This is a genomic window from Halomonas pelophila, assembly GCF_040196315.1.
GTDB lineage: Bacteria > Pseudomonadota > Gammaproteobacteria > Pseudomonadales > Halomonadaceae > Halomonas > Halomonas pelophila.
On the sequence record NZ_JBEGCI010000007.1, the window covers coordinates 92,975 to 111,802 of the forward strand.

Below are 18,828 nucleotides of genomic sequence, written 5' to 3' on the forward strand. Positions count from 1 at the left end.
AAGCGCGGCAAGAAGGGGCGACTGCTGGGAGCGAGGGCCTACACTGAGAGAACACCTGCCTGCCGGGAGCCCGCCATGTTTCGTGATCGCCGCGAGGCGGCCGAGCACCTCATCGACCGCCTCGCCTACCTGAAGACCGAGAACCCGCTGATCCTGGCCATCCCCCGCGGCGCGGTGCCCATGGGACGCTGGATGGCCGATGCCCTGAACGGCGAGCTGGACGTGGTGCTGGTGCGCAAGGTGGGCGCGCCGGGCAACCCGGAGTACGCCATCGGCGCGGTCGACGAGAACGGCCGCGTGGCACTCGAGCCCGCCGCCGCCTACTACCGCGAGGATGCGGTGAATCGAGAGGTGGAGCACCAGCAGGCCCTGATCGAGGAGCGCCGCCGGCGCTATACCCCGGTGCGCTCGGCCATCGACCCCAAGGGGCGCATCGTGGTGGTGGTGGACGACGGCAGCGCCACCGGGGCGACCATGGCGGCCGCCCTCACCGCCCTGCGGGCCCGGGGCCCGCGGCGACTGATCGCCGCCCTGGGGGCGGCGCCGCCCGAGACCGTGGCACGGCTCGAGTCGCTGGCCGATGAGGTGGTCTGCCTGGAGGCCTCCCCCCACTTCCGGGCCGTTGGGCAGTTCTTCGCCGACTTCGGCCAGGTGGAAGACGAGGAGGTGATCGCGCTGCTGGGACGCAAGCACGGCTGAAGACCAGAAGGAGGATCAAACCGGGAGGAGGGTCAAAAAAGAACACGGGCGCCACCCGAAGGTGACGACCCGTGAAGACCGGCGATGCCGGTGCTTGCCATGCTCGGTGGCGAGAGCCTTACTTGGCGGCCGGGGTGGCGGCCTTGAGGCCGTCCTCGGCGAGCTTCTGGCTCTCGCGAACGTATTCCTGGTTCAGGTTCATGATCTTCTCGGCGTCGCCGCGCAGGCGCTCGCCCATGTCCTGACTGGCCTTCTGCTGGGCGTCCACGGCCTTCTTGAGACCCTCGGCGTCACGCACGTCGAGCCAACCGCGGGCCTGGGAGAGCCCCAGGTCGGTCAGGGCCCGCACGGCGTCGAACTGGGCGGCGACCAGCTTCTCGGTGTAGTCGAGGTTGAGGGCGCCGAGACGGCGAGCGGGTGCCACGAACGTGGACTCGAGCTGTTCGGTCGCTTGCTGTGTGGTTGCCTTGCTCATGTAACACCTCCATCGGTAGTGGACAGCGGGGGATTCGGCCCCGTGCTGCAATGCAACATAGCAGTCAGTTTTGTGCAGCGCAATATCCCAGGATGCTCGATGCTTCACGTCCCTGAACGGCACAGAACGACAACGCCCGGCCGAGGCCGGGCGTTGCGAGGGGCGAGAGCCTTCAGCATGTGACACAAGCGCCCTCAACGGGAGACAAGCGCTCTCCGCAGAGCAAGACCCGCCCCTCAGCGATAGGCGCCTTCGATGTCGGTGACGCGCAGGGCCCGGCGCCCGAGGCCGTCGTGCTGGTCGAGCATGCGCTCGAGCCAGCCGTGCACCGGGTCGGCGTTGGAGACCAGGTCGGCGCTGGAGACGCAGCGCGCCCACATGAAGTTGCCGAAGACCAGGTAGTCGGCGCCGGCCGGGGCATCGCCGTCGAGGAAGTCGCTATCCGCGAGCTGGGCGCGCAGCGGCTCCAGGGCGGCATCCAGCTGGGCCAGCCCCTTGGCCGGGGAGTGGAACTCCTCGAGGGTGCGGCCGAAGCGCTTCTCGCGGGTCTCGCGGAAATAGGCGCGGTCGTCGGGATGAATGGCGTTGAGCAGGTCCATGATGATGGTGCGCAGCATGGCCGGGGCTATCACCCGCTCGGCGTAGTGCTTGAAGAAGCGTCCCCGCGCCTCGGCCAACCCCTCGCCGAGCAGCGGCGCCTCGGGATAGGCGCGATCCAGGTAGCGCAGGATCTCGTAGCTGTCGGTGATCACCTCCTCGCCGTCGACCAGTACCGGCACCTTGTCGTGATCGGCGAAGGCCAAGGCTTCGGTGTCGTTGAAGCGCCAGGGCCGGGTCTGCACCTCGAGGCCCTTGTGGGCCAGGGCGTAGCGCACGCGCCAGCAGAAGGGCGAGAAACGCAGCCCCTCGTCGATGCCGCAGAGATCATAGAGCACCCGTGTCATGCCGCCTCCTCAGTGTCGGGTTCAGGGATCCTCGATAGTGCCAGCCTTTGCGGCCGCCGCCAAACGCCGCGCGCACGCGGTAATCCGGCGACAGCGACTTGCCCATTAGTCTAATGCTCCGCGCTCCTCGCGGCCTCAGCGAGGCGCCCATGCGCAAGACAAGCTATTGAATAGGCAATCATTTCACGTGCCGACAACGAGGCAACCGAGGCCATCCCCATTGGTCATACCAATGTCCCAGCAGTGGTCAAGGCCGCGGCTTGCGCTTAAGGTCGCCCGCTCACCATGCCCTGAGCGGGCACGCCAACGCTCCACCGTTCCCACGCGAAAGGAACTTCTTCATGAACGAAACCACACTCGCGCTGCTCGCCTTCGTGCCTCTGGTGCTGGCCGGGGTGCTGCTGATCGGCCTGCGCATGGCCGCCCGGGTCGCCATGCCGATCGTCTTCGTGGTCACCGCGCTCATCGGCCTGCTCGCCTGGCAGATGAGCTTCACTCGGGTCTTGGCCTCGACCCTGCAGGGGCTGATGCTGACCGTGGCGATCCTGTGGATCATCTTCGGCGCCATCCTGCTGCTCAACACCCTCAAGCACTCCGGGGGGATCACCGCCATCCGCAACGGCTTCTCGGGCATCAGCCCGGACCGCCGGGTGCAGGCGATCATCGTCGCCTGGCTGTTCGGCTGCTTCATCGAGGGCGCCTCGGGGTTCGGCACCCCGGCCGCCGTGGCCGCGCCGCTGATGGTGGCGCTCGGCTTCCCGGCGCTGGCCGCCGTGGTGGTGGGCATGATGATCCAGTCGACGCCGGTCTCCTTCGGCGCGGTGGGCACGCCGATCGTGGTCGGTGTCACCGGTGGCCTGGACCGCGCCGGCATCACCGAGGCCCTGGACGCCGGCGGCCAGAGCTGGCTTGCGTACTTTCACCTGATCGCCGGTGAGGTCGCGGTGATTCACGCCATCGTCGGCGTGCTGATGCCGCTGATCATGGTAGTGATCATGGTGCGCTTCTTCGGCGCCAACCGCTCCTGGAAGGAGGGGCTCTCCATCACCCCCTTCGCGCTCTTCGCCGGCATCTGCTTCGTGGTGCCCTACGCGCTGGCCGGCGTGCTGCTGGGGCCGGAATTCCCGTCGATGATCGGCGCCATGGTGGGCCTCGCCATCGTCGTGCCGGCGGCCCGTCGCGGCTTCCTGCTCCCCAAGGACACCTGGGACTTCCCACCCTCCTCCGCCTGGCCGGACCAGTGGATCGGCAAGCTGGTGATCAAGACCGATGACGTGGTGGGCAAGACCCCGATCACTACCGTCATGGGCTGGGTGCCCTACGTGCTGCTGGCCGTGTTCCTGGTGGCCTCGCGCACCATCGAGCCGCTCAAGAGTGCGCTCACCTCGTTCGCCTTCGGCTGGAGCGACATCCTGGGCGAGGCCGGCGTCTCCGGCAGCATCCAGCCGCTCTACCTGCCCGGCGGCATCCTGCTGGCGGTGGTGCTGGTCACCGCCGTGCTGCATCGCATGCGTCTGGGTGAGCTCAAGGCAGCCTTCGGCGAGTCCAGCCGCACCCTGCTGGGCGCCGGCTTCGTGCTGATCTTCACCATCCCCATGGTACGGATCCTGATCAACTCGGGCGTCAACGGCGCCGACCTGGTCTCCATGCCGGTGGCCATGGCGCAGCTCGTCGCCGACGGGGTGGGCGATGTCTATCCGCTCTTCGCGCCGGCCGTGGGCGCCCTGGGGGCCTTCATCGCCGGGTCGAACACCGTCTCGAACCTGATGCTCTCCGACTTCCAGTTCAACGTCGCCCAGCAGCTCGGCGTCTCCACCGCCATGATGGTCGCCCTGCAGGCCGTGGGCGCCGCGGCGGGCAACATGATCGCCATCCACAACGTGGTCGCGGCCTCCGCCACCGTGGGCCTGCTCGGCCGCGAGGGCGAGACCATCCGCAAGACCATCCTGCCGACGCTCTACTACCTCGTCGCCGCCGGCGCGATCGGCCTGGTGGCCTTCTACGTGCTGGGCATCGGCGACCCGCTGCTGGGTCTCGGCTGATCGGCCCTGTCCTGGCATGAGCCTGGCCCGAGGCCAGGCGAGCCCACAACGACGCACCGCCCCCACGGCCTGGCCGGGGGGGGCGGTGCGTTTTCGCAGGCGCTGCAGGCGCTCGGCGCAGGACCACTACTCCCAGCCCTCGAGGCGCATGGCCGAGCGCTCGAGGCGCTGCTCCTCCGCCTCGATCTCGCCCAGCTGCTCGCCGATGCTCGAGAGGTGCTCCAGGGCGGCGCGGCGGGCGAGCTCGGGCTCGCCCTCGACCACCGCGCGATAGAGCCGGGCGTGCTGGCGATTGATCATCTCGCGGGACCGAGGTCGGTGATAGAGGTTCTTAACCGAGGCGAACACCGAGCTCAGCAGCAGGTCGGTCAGGCTCTGCAGGGTGTGGACCAGCACCGGGTTATGGGAGGCCTGGCAGATGGCCAGGTGGAAGCCGTGATCGAGGCGCGCCAGGCGCTCGGCATCGATCGTCTCGGCGGCCTCCACGTAGTCGACCATCTCCTGGTAGCGGCGGGTGATCAGCACCCGGTCCGAGGCCGTGCCGCGGCTGGCCGCCAGGCTGGCCGACTCCCCCTCGAGCAGCGCGCGCACCTCCAGCAGGTCGAAAAGGGTCCGCGGGTGGTCGCGAAAGAGGTACATCAGCGGGGAGTCCAGGGGCCTCGCCACCAGCGGGGCGACCACCGAGCCCCGACCCTGTCGGGTCTCGATCACGCCCTTGCTGCGCAGCGTCCGCAGCCCCTCGCGCAGGGAGGCGCGCGACACCTGCAGGCGCTCGCTGAGCCGCCGCTCGGAGGGCAGCAGCTGGCCCGGGCGGAACACGCCGTCGAGGATCAGCTCCTCGAGCCGGGCCGCGATGGCGTCGGGCGTGCGCGAGGTGATCCGCAGCTCTTCATGATATCGGGGCATGATCGTGCTCTCCGGGGATGCCAGGGCGAGCCTCAAGGGTGTATTGTGGAAAAACTTTCCACAATGCTACCAACGACTGGTCTGACCAGCGAACCAGAGGCTGGACACGCCCACCATTAAGGCACAGATTGGTGCTACACAGGTCATGTGCCCGGCCCGGGTGGGCGATGGGCACGCAAGCGAGGAAGCCCCATGAACATCCTCTACGACGAGCGGCTCGACGGCGAGCTGGCCCACACCGACAAGGCCGAGGTCCTGGCCGACCTGCAGCAGGCGGCGCCCGGCCTCACGCTGCTGCACCGCGAGGAGGACCTGCGCCCCTTCGAGTGCGACGGCCTCGCGGCCTATCGGGTGCTGCCGATGCTGGTGGCGCTGCCCGAGACTCTCGAGCAGGTCGAGACGCTGATGAAGCGCTGCCGGGCGATGGGCGTGCCGGTGGTGACCCGCGGCGCCGGCACCGGCCTCTCCGGCGGTGCCCTGCCGCTGGAGCAGGGCGTGCTGCTTGTCATGTCGCGCTTCAATCGCATCCTCGACGTCGACCCGGATGCCCGCATCGCTCGCCTCCAGCCGGGCGTGCGTAATCTGGCCATCTCCGAGGCGGCGGCGCCCTACGGCCTCTACTACGCCCCCGATCCCTCGTCGCAGATCGCCTGCTCGATCGGCGGCAACGTCGCCGAGAACGCCGGCGGCGTACACTGCCTGAAGTACGGGCTGACCGTGCACAACGTGATGAAGGTGGAGGTGATCACCATCGAGGGCGAGCGCATGACGCTCGGCAGCGAGGCGCTGGACGCCGCGGGCCTCGACCTGCTGGCGCTGTTCACCGGCTCCGAGGGCATGCTCGGCGTGGTCACCGAGATCACCGTCAAGCTGCTGCCCAAGCCCGAGACCGCCAAGGTGCTGATGGCGAGCTTCGACGACGTCGAGAAGGCCGGCCGCGCGGTCGGCGACATCATCGCCGCGGGCATCATTCCCGGCGGGCTCGAGATGATGGACAAGCTCGCCATCCGCGCCGCCGAGGATTTCGTCAAGGCCGGCTACCCCGTCGAGGCCGAGGCCATCCTGCTCTGCGAGCTCGACGGCGTGGAGGCCGACGTCGACGACGACTGCGCCACGGTGCGCGCGGTGCTCGAGAAGGCCGGCGCCACCGATATCCAGCAGGCCCGCGACGAGGCCGAGCGCGCGCTGTTCTGGGCCGGGCGCAAGAACGCCTTCCCGGCGGTGGGGCGCATGTCGCCGGACTACTACTGCATGGACGGCACCATCCCCCGCCGGGAGCTGCCGCGGGTGCTCAAGGGCATCGCCGAGCTCTCCGAGGCGTATGGCCTGCGCGTCGCCAACGTCTTCCACGCCGGCGACGGCAACATGCACCCGCTGATCCTCTTCGATGCCAACCGTCCCGGCGAGCTCGAGCAGGCCGAGGCCTTTGGCGGCAAGATCCTCGAGCTGTGCGTCGAGGCCGGCGGCTCGATCACCGGCGAGCACGGGGTGGGCCGCGAGAAGATCAACCAGATGTGCGCCCAGTTCGCGCCGAGCGAGCTGACCGTCTTCCATGCGGTGAAGGCCGCCTTCGATCCCGGCCGCCTGCTCAACCCGGGCAAGAACATCCCGACGCTGGCCCGCTGCGCCGAGTTCGGCGCCATGCACGTCCACAACAACGAGCTCCCGCACCCCGAGCTGCCCCGATTCTGAGGATTTTCCATGGCCGAGACACGCCCCACATCGACCGACCAGGACATCAGCGAGGCGCTCGGCGAGCGCGTGCGTCGGGCCGCCGAGGCGGGCACCCCGCTGCGCATCGCCGGCGGTGACACCAAGGCCTTCTATGGCCGCCCCGTCGAGGGCGAGACGCTCTCGACCCGCGAGCACCGCGGCATCAGCTCCTACGACCCGGTGGAGCTGATCGTCTCGGTGCGCGCCGGCACGCCGCTGACCGAGCTCGAGGCGACCCTGGCCGAGCAGGGCCAGATGCTCGGCTGCGAGCCGCCCCACTTCGGCGCGGACGCCACCGTCGGCGGCATGGTCGCCACCGGCCTCTCCGGCCCGCGCCGCCCCTGGGCCGGCAGCGTGCGCGACTTCGTGCTGGGCATCCGCCTGATCACCCAGGACGGGCAGCAGCAGCGCTTCGGCGGCGAGGTGATGAAGAACGTCGCCGGCTACGACCTGTCGCGGCTGATGGTCGGTGCCCAGGGCACCCTGGGGCTGGTCACCGAGGTCTCGCTCAAGGTGCTGCCGCGCCCCGGCGCCCGCCACAGCCTGCGCCTGGAGATGTCGCTGGCCGAGGCCATGGCCAGGCTGGCCGAGTGGGGCCGCTCGCCGCTGCCCCTCACCGCCGCCGCCTGGCACGACGGCGCCCTGCACCTGCGCCTGGAGGGCGGGCCGAGCTCGGTGGCCGCCACCCGCGAGCGGCTGGGGGGCGACGACCTGGACAACGGCTTCTGGGAGGCGCTGCGCGAGCAGCGCCTGGATTTCTTCTCCCGCGAGGACGCGCGTCCCCTCTGGCGCCTCTCGCTGCCACACAACACCCCGTCGCTGCGCCTGCCCGGCGTTGAGGAGGCGGACCTGCTCTACGACTGGGCCGGCACCCAGCGCTGGCTGCGCAGCGACCTCGACGCGGCCACTCTGCGCGAGGCCTGCGCCCGCGCCGGCGGCCACGCGACCTGCCTGGGAGCCCGCGAGGGCCGTGGCCAGGCCGACCCCTTCATGCCGCTGGAACCCGTGGTGGAGAAGTACCATCGCAATCTGAAGGCCCAGCTGGACCCGAAGGGCATCTTCAATCCTGGCCGACTCTACGCGGCGATCTGAGACACTAGGGGGAACAGCCGAGATGCAGACGCACTTTACCGAGGAAGACCTCCAGAAACCCCATATCCGCGAGGCCGACCGGGTCCTGCGCACCTGCGTTCACTGCGGCTTCTGCAACGCCACCTGCCCGACCTACCAGCTGCTGGGCGACGAGCGCGACGGCCCCCGCGGACGCATCTACCTGATGAAGGAGATGCTCGAGAGTCCGGAAGACGACACCCAGGTCACCGAGGAGACTCGGCTGCACCTCGACCGCTGCCTCACCTGCCTCAACTGCGAGACCACCTGCCCCTCCGGGGTGGAGTACCACAAGCTCCTCAACATCGGCCGCGCCGAGATCGAGCGGCGGGTGCCGCGCAAGCCCGCCGACCGTGCCCTGCGCTTCGGACTGCGCAAGGCGCTGGTCGAGCCCGCGCGCTTCAAGGCACTGCTCAAGCTGGGTCAGACCTTCCGCCCACTGGTGCCCGGCGCGCTGGCCAACAAGATGCCCCCGACGCCGGTGGATGCCGGAGCCCGTCCCGAGGGCAAGCGCCATGCGCGGCAGATGCTGATCCTCGAGGGGTGCGTGCAGCCCGGGCTCTCGCCCAACACCAATGCCGCCACCGCGCGGGTGCTCGACCGGCTCGGCATCGGCCTGACCCCGGCCCCCGAGGCCGGCTGCTGCGGCGCCGTCGACTTCCATCTCAATGCCCAGGCGGCCGGGCGGGCCCGCATGCGCGCCAACATCGATGCCTGGTGGCCGCATATCGCACCGGCAAGCGGGGCCGGCGTGGAAGCCATCGTGCAGACCGCCAGCGGCTGCGGCGCCTTCGTCAAGGAGTACGCCGAGATGCTCGCCGACGACCCCGACTATGCCGAGAAGGCCGAACGCGTCAGCGCGCTGGCCAGGGACCTGGTGGAGGTGCTGCGCGACGAGGACCTCTCGGCCCTCGAGGCCAAGGAGAGTCGCCGCCTCGCCTTCCACTGCCCCTGCACCCTGCAGCATGCCCAGAAGCTCAGCGGCGCCGTGGAACAGGTGCTGCGGGGTTTCGGCTTCACCCTGACCCCGGTCCAGGACGCCCACCTCTGCTGCGGCTCGGCCGGCACCTACTCCGTCACCCAGCCGGCGCTCGCCACCGAGCTGCGCGACAACAAGCTCGATGCGCTGGAGGCCGGCAACCCGGAGGTGATCGTCACCGCCAACATCGGTTGCCAGACCCACCTCGCCGGCGCCAACCGCACCCCGGTGCGACACTGGATCGAGATCGTCGACGAGGCACTGGCATGACGGATCGTCACCGCGCTCAATCATTCAGCTGCCAGACTCCCCTCGCCGGCGCCAACCGCACCCCGGTGCGACACTGGATCGAGATCGTCGACGAGGCACTGGCCTGATGCTCGCCTCGCACTCATAACGAGGGGCGTCGGTGGCAAGCAGAGGGGGAGGTCCTACGCCAGGGATGGCGTCGGTAGCGTACAAGGATGTATTCATAGCGCCTCCCCGCTGGCTTGCCGCCGAAGCAGCTCCGAGTCACCTGCAATTCGTAGTAGCTTTCCATCAAACCAAGGAGTTTCTCCGATGAAAACCAAACCCATGCTGACCCTGGACGACGTCAACGCCCTGCTCGACGCCGGCCAGAAGGAAGCCGAGGCCAACGGCTGGGCCGTGACCATCGCCGTGGCCGACGACGGCGGCCACCTGCTCGGCCTGCGTCGTCTCGACGGCGCGCCGCCCTTCAGCGCCAACGTGGCCACCGAGAAGGCGCGCAACGCCGCCATCGGCCGCAAGGAGACCCAGGTCTTCGAGGACATGATCAACAACGGCCGCACCGCCTTCGTCACCGCGCCGATGCAGGCACTGCTGGCCGGCGGCGTGCCGGTGATCGTCGAGGGCCAGGTGACCGGTAGCGTCGGCATCTCCGGCGTCACGCCGCCCCAGGACGTCCAGGTGGCCAAGGCCGCGGTCGCCGCCCTCGGCTGAGCGCCGACCGCCCTGCCCTTCTCGAGGCCCCGCCATGGCGGGGCCTTTTGGTGCCGGCCACCCTGGGCCGGCAGGACATGGAACTCATCCCGGGCGTGGTCCAGACTGAGGCCATGTCCGCGCGGGTCGACGCCTCAAGCGTCTCGGAGGAGCTCATGGCAGGTGGATGGTCGAAGGATGGTGCCGTCCAGGAGCAGATCGACAGCACCGTCGAGGATGCCCTGGCACGTTCGCGGCAACAGTTGCCGGACGGCGAGAGCGCCGAGCACTGCGAGGAGTGCGGGGAACCGATCCCCCAGGCCCGCCGCGACGCAATACGGGGAGTGCGCTTCTGTATCAGGTGCCAGGCCGAACGGGACAAGCGACAAGGCCCAGCCGCCGGATACAACCGCCGCGGCAGCAAGGACAGCCAGCTGCGCTGACGCGCCACTACTCTCGCCGCCCCGCTTCCGGCCGGAAGCGGGGCGGCGTTCTGTGCAGGGCGCCGGCGGGACTCACGCCTTTCGTGCTGCCCTTAGCCTGGGGCCGTCGCGCCGCCAGGGCTGGCTACACTGAAGGGCATCGGCCGAGAGGCCCCGCCAGCCCGAGGTGAACCGCCATGATCGAACCCGACAGCCAGGCCAAGGCGAGCGATACCGGCCCGAGCCTCGAGGAGACGGGCCTTGCCGAGAGCACCGATCGGCTGATGCGGGCCTCGCTATCGAGGCTGACGTTCGGCCTCTCGCCGGCGGCGATGATCCTCAGCTACGTCGACTGGCTGACCAGCGTGGCGGTGTCGCCGGGCAAGCAGGCGGTCCTGGTCCACAAGGCGCTGAAGAAACAGCTGCGCCTGGCGCTATGGGCCAGCCAGTCGGCGCTCGATCCCGAGGCCGCTCCCTGCATCGAACCGCTGCCCCAGGATCGACGCTTCCGCGATCCGGCCTGGCGCCGCTTCCCCTTCAACCTGCTCTACCAGTCGTTCCTGCTGCAGCAGCAGTGGTGGTACAACGCCACCACGGGGCTCGCCGGCCTGTCGCCGCACCACGAACAGGCGCTGGAGTTCGGCGCGCGCCAGCTGCTCGACACCGTCTCCCCCGCCAACTTCCTGCTCACCAACCCGCGGGTGCTGGACAAGACCCTGGCGACCGGTGGCGCCAACCTGAGGTGGGGCGCCGAGCAGTTCGCCGACGACTGGCAGCGCCAGCTGCGGGGCGAGAAGCCGGCCGGGGCCGAACAGTTCGTGCCCGGCGAGGCGGTCGCCGTGACGCCCGGCCAGGTGGTCTACCGCAACCACCTGATCGAGCTGATCCAGTACGCCCCGGCCACCGACCAGGTGCACCCCGAACCGGTGCTGATCGTGCCGGCCTGGATCATGAAGTACTACATCCTCGATCTCTCGCCGGATAACTCCCTGGTGCGCCACCTGGTCGGACAGGGCCATACGGTGTTCATGATCTCCTGGCGCAACCCCACCGGAGAGGATCGGGATATCGGGCTCGACGACTACCGACGCCTGGGCATCATGGAGAGCCTCGCGATGATCGAGTCGATCTGCCCCGGCGCGCCGGTGCACGGCGTCGGCTACTGCCTGGGCGGCACCCTGCTGGCCATCGCCGGCGCCACCCTGGCCCGCGATGGCGATCCTCGCCTGGCCTCGATGACGCTGCTCGCCGCCCAGACCGACTTCCGCGAGGCCGGCGAACTGATGCTGTTCATCGACGACAAGCAGCTCTCCTTCCTCGAGGACACCATGTGGGCCCAGGGGGTGCTCGACACCAAGCAGATGGCCGGTGCCTTCCAGCTGCTGCGCTCCAACGACCTGATCTGGTCGCGCCTGATCAGCGAATACCTGCTGGGCGAGCATCGCCCGCTCAACGACCTGATGGCCTGGAACGCAGATGCCACCCGCATGCCCTACCGCATGCACAGCGAGTACCTGCGCCGGCTGTTCCTCGACAACGACCTCGCCGAGGGCCGCTTCCAGGTCGAGGGTCGACCGGTGACGGTCAGCGACATCCGGGTGCCGATCTTCGCGGTGGGCACCGAGTGGGACCACGTGGCACCCTGGCGTTCGACCTACAAGATTCACCTGCTTGCCGACACGCCAACGCTCACCTTCCTGCTGACCAGCGGCGGTCACAACGTCGGCATCGTCTGCCCGCCCACCGACGCCAAGCGCCACTACCGCATGGCCACCACCACTGAGGGCGAGGCCTATGTCGATCCCGACACCTGGCTTGCCCGCACGCCGCAGAATGCGGGTTCCTGGTGGCCCGCCTGGCAGGGCTGGCTGGCCGCGCACTCCGGTGGCCTACAGCCGCCGCCGGCGATGGGCTCGGCCGACTACCCGCCGCTTTACGAGGCGCCCGGACGCTATGTCTTGATGGACTAGCGGTTGATGGACTGACGATCGCTGGATCAGGCGCCGATCACGCGGCAGACGATGGCATCGACGTGGCCGGAAACGTCCCGCTGGCCCGTCACGAGCCGCCGCGGCGTTGCATCATGCGCGGCTCGACCCCATGGTAGACTGCAACCATTTATTAGGCGGGAGCCCCGGCACACATGTCCCTCGACGACCTGCACCTCAACCTGCGCAACCTGACCCCGGACGACTACCCGCAGCTCAAGGCCCTGATGGACCGGGTCTACCACGACATCGGCGGCGCCTGGCCCGAGGCCACCATCGACAAGCTGATCACGGAGTTCCCCGACGGCCAGATCCTCATCGAGGACGACGAGACCATCGTCGGCGTGGCCCTGACCGTGCTGGTCGACTACGACACCTTCTCCAACCCGCACCGCTACGACGACCTGATCGGCAAGCGCGAGACCATCCTCAACGATGCGGATGGCGACGCCATGTACGGCCTCGACGTGCTGATCCACCCGGACTATCGCGGCTACCGTTTGGGCAGGCGCCTCTACGAGGCGCGCAAGGAGTTATGCCGCTCCATGAACCTGCGCTCGATACTCGCCGGCGGGCGCATCCCCCACTACTACCAGCACGCCCACGAGCTCTCCCCGGCCGAGTACCTCGACAAGGTGGCCCGCAAGGAGATCCACGACCCGATCCTCTCCTTCCAGCTGGCCAACGACTTCCAGGTCAAGCGGCTGCTGCGCAAGTACCTGCCGGAGGACGAGAAGTCCCAGGGCTACGCGACCCTGCTGGAGTGGAACAACATCCTCTTCGAGCCGGCCGAGCGGGTGTTGGAGAATCGCCCGACCCAGGTGCGCGTGGGCGCGGTGCAGTGGCAGATGCGCGAGTTCTCATCGGTGGAGTCGGTGCTGCAGCAGGTCGAGTACTTCGTCGATGCGCTCTCCGACTACCAGAGCGACTTCGCCGTCTTCCCCGAGCTCTTCAACGCGCCGCTGATGGGGCTGCAGGACCGCGCCGCCCAGCAGGACCAGATGGCCGCCATCCGCTTCCTCGCCGGCTTCACCGAGCAGTTCAAGACCGAGCTCTCGCGCATGGCGATCTCCTGCAACATCAACATCATCGCCGGGTCGATGATCGAGGAGCACGAGGATGGCCGGCTCTACAACGTCTCCTACCTGTTCCATCGCGACGGCAGCGTGGATGCCCAGTCCAAGCTGCACATCACCCCCCAGGAGCGCCGCGACTGGGTGATCGAGGGCGGTGACGAGCTCAAGGTCTTCGACACCGACGCCGGTCGCGTGGGCATCCTGATCTGCTACGACGTCGAGTTCCCCGAGCTCTCGCGCCTGCTCGCCGACCAGGACATGGACATCCTCTTCGTGCCCTTCTGGACCGACACCAAGAACGGCTACCTGCGGGTGCGTCACTGCGCCCAGGCCCGGGCCATCGAGAACGAGTGCTACGTGGTGCTGTGCGGCAGCGTCGGCAACGTGCCCTCCATCGAGAACATGGAAATCCAGTACGCCCAGTCGTCGGTCTTCTCGCCCTCTGACTTCGCCTTCCCCCACGACGCCGTGCTCTCCGAGACCACGCCCAACACCGAGATGATCATGTTCTCGGATCTGGACCTGACTCGGCTGACCGTGGTGCGCGCCGAGGGCTCGGTGACCAACCTCAAGGATCGGCGCAAGGATCTGTTCGACCTGCGCTGGCGCGACTGGTCCTGGAAGTCCGGGGCCAACCTGGAGGAGAGCTGACGCCATGCTCGGCCGGCTGCTGCGCCTGGGGAGCCGGCGCTTCGAGGCGCGCCACCCCTTCCCCGCCGCCGAGTGGGCCGAGGCCCGGGAGCGGGTGGCATTGCTCGCCGCCCTGCCCGACGACCAGGCCGAGCGGCTGGGTCAGCGAGCCTGGGCGTTCGTGCATGCCAAGCGGCTGAGCCTGCACCCGGAGCTCGCCGGGACGGTCACCTTCGACGCCCCGGCCCGGCTCGCCCTGGCCGGCCAGGCCTGCCTGCTGACCCTGGGCTGGTGCGACAGCGAACACCTTGATGCCTTCGCCAACGTCCACGAGATCCTGATCCTGCCCGACGCCTTCCAGCGCCGCGTGGAGGAGATGGACGAGTTCGGCGTGGTGCACGAGTACGACGACGAGCGCGCCGGCGAGACCTCCCTGCAGGGCCCGGTGGTGGTCGCCTGGCCCGACCTGATGGCGAGCGGCGGGCTCGACGGCTTCAACGTGCTGATCCACGAGCTGGCCCACAAGCTCGACCTCGGCAACTCCCTGGACGTCGACGGCTTCCCGCCGCTACCGAGAGAGATCGACCCGCGGGAGTGGTATCGCATCTTCATGGGGGTCTGGGAGGATCTCCAGGCGCGCCTCGCCCGCGGCGAGCCGACGCCCATCGACGACTACGCCGCGAGCCACCCCGGCGAGTGCTTCGCGGTCTGCTGCGAGCACTTCTTCAGCGATCCCGCCCGTCTCCACCGGGCCTACCCGGCGCTCTACGGCCTGCTCTCGCGCTATTTCCATCAGGACCCGCTGGCGCGCCTCCCGGCCGACGCCGGTGCCCTGCGCCCCTGGTAGACCCGCGCCGGCCTCGATGGATCAGCCTCCCGAGGCCAAGCGCCACGGACCCCAACGCCCGTCACCGCAAGGAAGCCCCCATGATCGATCTGCGCAGCGATACCGTCACCCGCCCCAGCGCCGCCATGCGCGACGCCATGCATGCCGCCCCGGTGGGCGATGACGTCTGGGGCGATGACCCCAGCGTGGCCCGCTTCGAGGCCGCCGTGGCCAGGCGTGCCGGCAAGGCCGCCGCCCTGCTCTTTCCCAGCGGCACCCAGAGCAACCTGGCCGCCCTGCTCGCCCACTGCCAACGTGGCGATGAGTACATCGCCGGCCAGCAGGCCCACACCTACAAGTACGAGGCCGGCGGCGCGGCGGTGCTGGGCGGCATCCAGCCACAGCCGGTGGAGCACGCCGCCGATGGCTCGCTGCCGCTGGAGCGCATTCGGGCCGCCATCAAGCCCGACGACTTCCACTTCGCCCGTACCCGCCTGCTGGCGCTGGAGAACACCATCGGCGGACGCGTGATCGACGCCGACTACCTGCACCAGGCCACCGACCTGGCCCGGCAGCACGGCCTGGCGACTCACCTGGACGGCGCCCGACTGTTCAACGCCGCGGTGGCCACCGACACCTCGCTGGCCAGGCTCTGTGCGCCCTTCGACACGGTCTCCCTGTGCTTCTCCAAGGGGCTGGGCGCGCCGATGGGCTCGGCACTCGCGGGCTCGCAGGCGCTGATCGACGCGGCGCGCCGCTGGCGCAAGATGCTGGGTGGCGGCATGCGCCAGTCCGGCATCATCGCCGCCGCCTGTCACTACGCGCTGGACCACCAGGTGGCGGATCTCGCCCAGGACCATCGCCGCGCCGAGCATCTGGCCGAGGGCCTGCGCACGCTGCCGGAGATCGAGGTGATCTCCCAGGCCACCAACATGGTGTTCCTGCGGATGCCGGAGCGGCACATTACCCCGCTGCGGGCCTGGTTGGCCGAGCGCGAGATCCTGATCGACGTGCTCTACGACACACGCCTGGTGGTGCACCGCGACCTGGATGATGCCGCCATCGACGCGACCCTGGCGGCCTTCAGGGGCTATCTGGCGGGGTAGCGCCCTGGCCCGGGGCGCCAGCGGCCGGTGGCCTCCTCAAGCGTCCAGGGCCAGACGCTCCCTCAGCCAGTCCCAGAGCATCGCCGCCTCCGGCCGGGCGGGCGCGCGTGCCGGGCGTACCAGCCAGAACGCCTCATCGCTATCGACCGGCCAATCGAGCGCCGCCACCAGATCGTCGCGGTTTTCCACCAGACGGCGATGGGTCAGGGCGACGCCCTCGCCCAGCGCCGCGAGCGACAGCGTCATGGTCTGGGTATCGCAGGTCAGCGGCGCGCAGCGCGAGGCCAGCGTCGGCACCCCCACAGCCTCCAGCCAGGTGGGCCAGCCCACCTCGAACCCCACGGCGTGCAGCAGGGTGTGTTCCGCCAGGTCCGCCGGCTCGGTGATGCGCTCGGCCAGCGCCGGGGCACACACCGGCAGCATCGTCTCCCTGCCGAGGGAGACCGCCTCCATGCCTGGCCAGTTGCCCTGACCGTAGCGGATCTCCAGATCCGCGCCTTCGGGACCGAAGTCATCCGGCCAGATGGCACTGACGAGCCTCAGCGCCACCTCGGGATGCTCGCGGCGAAAGGCGCACAGGCGCGGCGCCAGCCAGTTCTGCTGCACCACCGGCGTGGTGCGCAGGGTGACCGGCGCGTCCCCGCCGCCGCCGAAGACCTCCTCGGTGCCCTCGGCCAGGCGCGTGAAGCCATCCTGCAGGCACGGCAACCAGGCCTGCCCCGCCGGGGTCAGACCGAGGCTGCGCGGATGACGCACGAAGAGCTTCTGGCCCAGGCGATCCTCGAGCAGGCGCACCCGCTGGCTGATCGCCGCCTGGGTCACGCCCAGCTCCTGGCCGGCAGCGGTGAAACTCAGGGTGCGCGCCGCCGTCTCGAAGGCCTGCAGCCACAGCAGGGGAGGAAGCCGATTCATGAATAACCTACACATAAGCTGAATGGGGTCATAGGGGCCAGATTAATCGTTTGTCGGCGTACCGACCAGCCGCCACCATGAGCGCCTTCGATAAGGGAGGAGCCGATCATGACCGATACGCCGATTGCCGAGGCACGTGCCGTGCTGCCCATGGGCGAACTTGCCCCGCACGCCGAGGGGCCGGAGCTCATCGAGGCCACGGAGGCCGGACGACAGCTGGCCCTGCGCTGGCGCAACGGCGACCGGGCCCGGTTTCCGCTGACCTGGCTGCGCGACCACTGCGCCTGCGCCGAGTGCCGCCACCCGATGACCCGCGAGCGCCTCTACATGGCCCTCGAGGTGCCGGAACAGGCGCCGGCCACGGGGCTCGAGGACGGCAACCTGATCCTGACCTGGGCCGACGGCCACGTCAGCCACTTCGACGCCGTCTGGCTGCATCAGCGCCGCCCGGGCCAGGCGCGAGAGGATGCCGTGCCGGCTCGCCGCCCCTGGGCCCCGGACTATCGCCCGACCCGCGTCGACCACGCCGACTTCGTGGCCGGCGCCGAGGGCGAGCGCGCCTGGCTCACCGCCCTGTTGCGCGATGGCTTGGTGCTGCTCGAGAACGGCCCGCTGGCCGACGAGGAGGTCAGCCGCCTGGCGGGCCGCATCGGGCCGCTGCGCGCCACCAACTTCGGAGCCCGCTTCGACGTGCAGTCCAAGCCCAACCCGAACAACGCCGCCTACACCACCATCGGCCTGGCGCTGCACACCGACCTGCCCAACTGGCGCCATCCGCCGGACATCCAGCTGCTCTACTGCCTGGAGAACGACGCCGAGGGCGGCGAGTCCACCTTCTTCGACGGCTTCGCCGCGGCCGAGGCCCTGCGTCGCCAGGACCCAGAGGCGTTCCGCCGGCTCAGCGAGACCGAGATCGACTTCCGCTTCCAGGACGAGGCGCATGACCTGGTGTGGAGCGCACCGCTGCTCTCCCTCGACGAGCAGGGCCGGGTCGTCGAGGTCCGGCTCAACAACTGGATCCGCGACACCCTGCGCCTCCCCCTAGAGGAGATCGATGCCTGGTACGACGCCTACCGCGCCTTCTGGGCGCTGGCACAGGATCCCGAGAACCGGCTCGAGTTCTCCCTGGCCCCGGGCGAGATGGTCGCCTTCGATAACCGCCGGGTGATGCACGGGCGCAACGCCTTCGACCCGAGCACCGGCCGGCGCCATCTGCAGGGCACCTACCTCGACCTCGACATGTGCGAGTCCCGCCTGCGGGTGCTGGCCCGCCGGAACTGACGACACGCCCGGAGGAAGGCGGCGAGGCGCCCCGCTTTGGCGCTCGCCCGCGCTGCCGTATGCTTGGGGGCCCCGCCTCCACGGAACCGCGCGCCATGAGCCACCGCCTCGTCCTCGTCACCGGCCTGCTGGTCGCCCTGCTGGCCCTCGGCCTGCTCTGGCAGTGGCTCGCCATGCACGACCTGCTGACGGTGGAGACCCTGATGACGCTGGTGACGGGGGCGGTGGCCTGGCGCGACGCGCCCTGGGCGGTGCTGGTGGTGATGGGGATCTACGCCGGCGCCTCGCTGGTGATGTTCCCGCTCAGCCTGCTGGTGGCACTGACCGGCCTGCTGTTCGGTCCCTGGTGGGGCTTTGGCTACGCGCTGGCCGGCACCCTGGCCGCCTCGATGCTGACCTGGTGGGTCGGGCGCCGGCTCGGTCGCGAGGCGCTGATGCGCCACGGCGGCCGGCGCCTGCACGGCCTGTCGCGCTACCTCTCGGGGCGCGGCATCCGCACCATGACCCTGGTCAACCTGCTGCCGCTGGCGCCCTTCACCCTGACCAACATGATGGCCGGGGCCTTCCGCCTGCGCTTTCGCGACTACATGATCGGCTCGCTGCTGGGCATCGCCCCGGGGCTCGCCGGCGTCACCCTGCTCGGCAGCCAGCTGGGCCAGCTGGCCACCGCCGACAGCCGCAGCGAGCTTTACTGGGCGGTCGGCGGCCTGCTGGTCGGGGTGGCCCTGCTGGTCGGGCTGAAACGCTGGTCGGACCGCCGACGCCGCGCCCGCTGAG

General features: G+C 69.6%; 17 protein-coding genes. 13 read left to right on the plus strand and 4 right to left on the minus strand.

Features of this window, described 5'->3' with window-relative positions:
- Positions 1–75: 75 nt before the first annotated feature.
- A complete protein-coding gene (locus tag ABE957_RS09670; protein ID WP_349758468.1) occupies positions 76–699 on the plus strand; it encodes a phosphoribosyltransferase in 624 nt (207 codons plus the stop codon).
- A gap of 118 nt (positions 700–817) precedes the next feature.
- On the opposite strand, the gene ABE957_RS09675 is transcribed toward ABE957_RS09670, so the two are convergent.
- Together ABE957_RS09675 and ABE957_RS09680 are read right to left on the minus strand one after the other, a co-directional pair.
- Positions 818–1,174, minus strand: a complete 357-nt coding sequence (locus ABE957_RS09675) for a phasin family protein (protein WP_349758469.1) — start codon at positions 1,172–1,174, stop codon at positions 818–820.
- 236 nt (positions 1,175–1,410) lie between these two features.
- Positions 1,411–2,118: a glutathione S-transferase N-terminal domain-containing protein gene (locus ABE957_RS09680; protein ID WP_349758470.1), complete on the minus strand. Its 708-nt coding sequence runs from the start codon at positions 2,116–2,118 to the stop codon at positions 1,411–1,413.
- A 341-nt stretch (positions 2,119–2,459) separates the two neighbouring features.
- Here ABE957_RS09680 and ABE957_RS09685 point away from each other — a divergent pair, with 341 nt between their 5' ends.
- Entirely contained in the window at positions 2,460–4,160 is a 1,701-nt protein-coding gene (locus ABE957_RS09685) for an L-lactate permease (protein ID WP_349758471.1), read from the plus strand.
- A gap of 126 nt (positions 4,161–4,286) precedes the next feature.
- On the opposite strand, the gene glcC is transcribed toward ABE957_RS09685, so the two are convergent.
- Complete coding sequence (gene glcC, locus ABE957_RS09690; RefSeq protein WP_349758472.1) at positions 4,287–5,066, minus strand: transcriptional regulator GlcC; 780 nt, start codon at positions 5,064–5,066, stop codon at positions 4,287–4,289.
- 192 nt (positions 5,067–5,258) lie between these two features.
- Between glcC and glcD the strand changes: the two genes are divergently transcribed.
- The 9 genes from glcD to ltaE all read left to right on the plus strand — a co-directional run bounded on the left by glcD (position 5,259) and on the right by ltaE (position 15,858).
- Positions 5,259–6,758 (plus strand): glycolate oxidase subunit GlcD, encoded by a 1,500-nt coding sequence (glcD, locus tag ABE957_RS09695; RefSeq protein ID WP_349758473.1) that lies wholly within the window; start codon positions 5,259–5,261, stop codon positions 6,756–6,758.
- Between the two features lie 9 nt (positions 6,759–6,767).
- Complete coding sequence (gene glcE / locus ABE957_RS09700) at positions 6,768–7,871, plus strand: glycolate oxidase subunit GlcE (RefSeq protein WP_349758474.1); 1,104 nt, start codon at positions 6,768–6,770, stop codon at positions 7,869–7,871.
- A gap of 22 nt (positions 7,872–7,893) precedes the next feature.
- Complete coding sequence (gene glcF, locus ABE957_RS09705) at positions 7,894–9,138, plus strand: glycolate oxidase subunit GlcF (RefSeq protein ID WP_349758475.1); 1,245 nt, start codon at positions 7,894–7,896, stop codon at positions 9,136–9,138.
- A 291-nt stretch (positions 9,139–9,429) separates the two neighbouring features.
- On the plus strand, positions 9,430–9,831 hold the full coding sequence (locus ABE957_RS09710; RefSeq protein ID WP_349758476.1) for a heme-binding protein: 402 nt from the start codon (positions 9,430–9,432) through the stop codon (positions 9,829–9,831).
- Positions 9,832–9,986: 155 nt separating this feature from the next.
- A complete protein-coding gene (locus ABE957_RS09715) occupies positions 9,987–10,253 on the plus strand; it encodes a DksA/TraR family C4-type zinc finger protein (RefSeq protein WP_349758562.1) in 267 nt (88 codons plus the stop codon).
- Between the two features lie 176 nt (positions 10,254–10,429).
- A complete protein-coding gene (locus ABE957_RS09720; RefSeq protein ID WP_349758477.1) occupies positions 10,430–12,202 on the plus strand; it encodes a PHA/PHB synthase family protein in 1,773 nt (590 codons plus the stop codon).
- Positions 12,203–12,375: 173 nt separating this feature from the next.
- A complete protein-coding gene (locus tag ABE957_RS09725; RefSeq protein WP_349758478.1) occupies positions 12,376–13,947 on the plus strand; it encodes a GNAT family N-acetyltransferase in 1,572 nt (523 codons plus the stop codon).
- A gap of 4 nt (positions 13,948–13,951) precedes the next feature.
- A complete protein-coding gene (locus tag ABE957_RS09730) occupies positions 13,952–14,773 on the plus strand; it encodes a M90 family metallopeptidase (protein ID WP_349758479.1) in 822 nt (273 codons plus the stop codon).
- An 80-nt stretch (positions 14,774–14,853) separates the two neighbouring features.
- The gene (gene ltaE / locus ABE957_RS09735) at positions 14,854–15,858 is read left to right on the plus strand and encodes a low-specificity L-threonine aldolase (RefSeq protein WP_349758480.1); all 1,005 of its coding nucleotides are present in this window, start codon (positions 14,854–14,856) and stop codon (positions 15,856–15,858) included.
- A gap of 36 nt (positions 15,859–15,894) precedes the next feature.
- Here ltaE and ABE957_RS09740 read toward each other — a convergent pair whose 3' ends face one another.
- A complete protein-coding gene (locus ABE957_RS09740) occupies positions 15,895–16,770 on the minus strand; it encodes a LysR substrate-binding domain-containing protein (RefSeq protein ID WP_349758481.1) in 876 nt (291 codons plus the stop codon).
- Between the two features lie 108 nt (positions 16,771–16,878).
- Between ABE957_RS09740 and ABE957_RS09745 the strand changes: the two genes are divergently transcribed.
- Entirely contained in the window at positions 16,879–18,051 is a 1,173-nt protein-coding gene (locus tag ABE957_RS09745; RefSeq protein WP_349758482.1) for a TauD/TfdA family dioxygenase, read from the plus strand.
- A gap of 95 nt (positions 18,052–18,146) precedes the next feature.
- On the plus strand, positions 18,147–18,827 hold the full coding sequence (locus tag ABE957_RS09750) for a TVP38/TMEM64 family protein (RefSeq protein WP_349758483.1): 681 nt from the start codon (positions 18,147–18,149) through the stop codon (positions 18,825–18,827).
- Position 18,828: the final 1 nt, after the last annotated feature.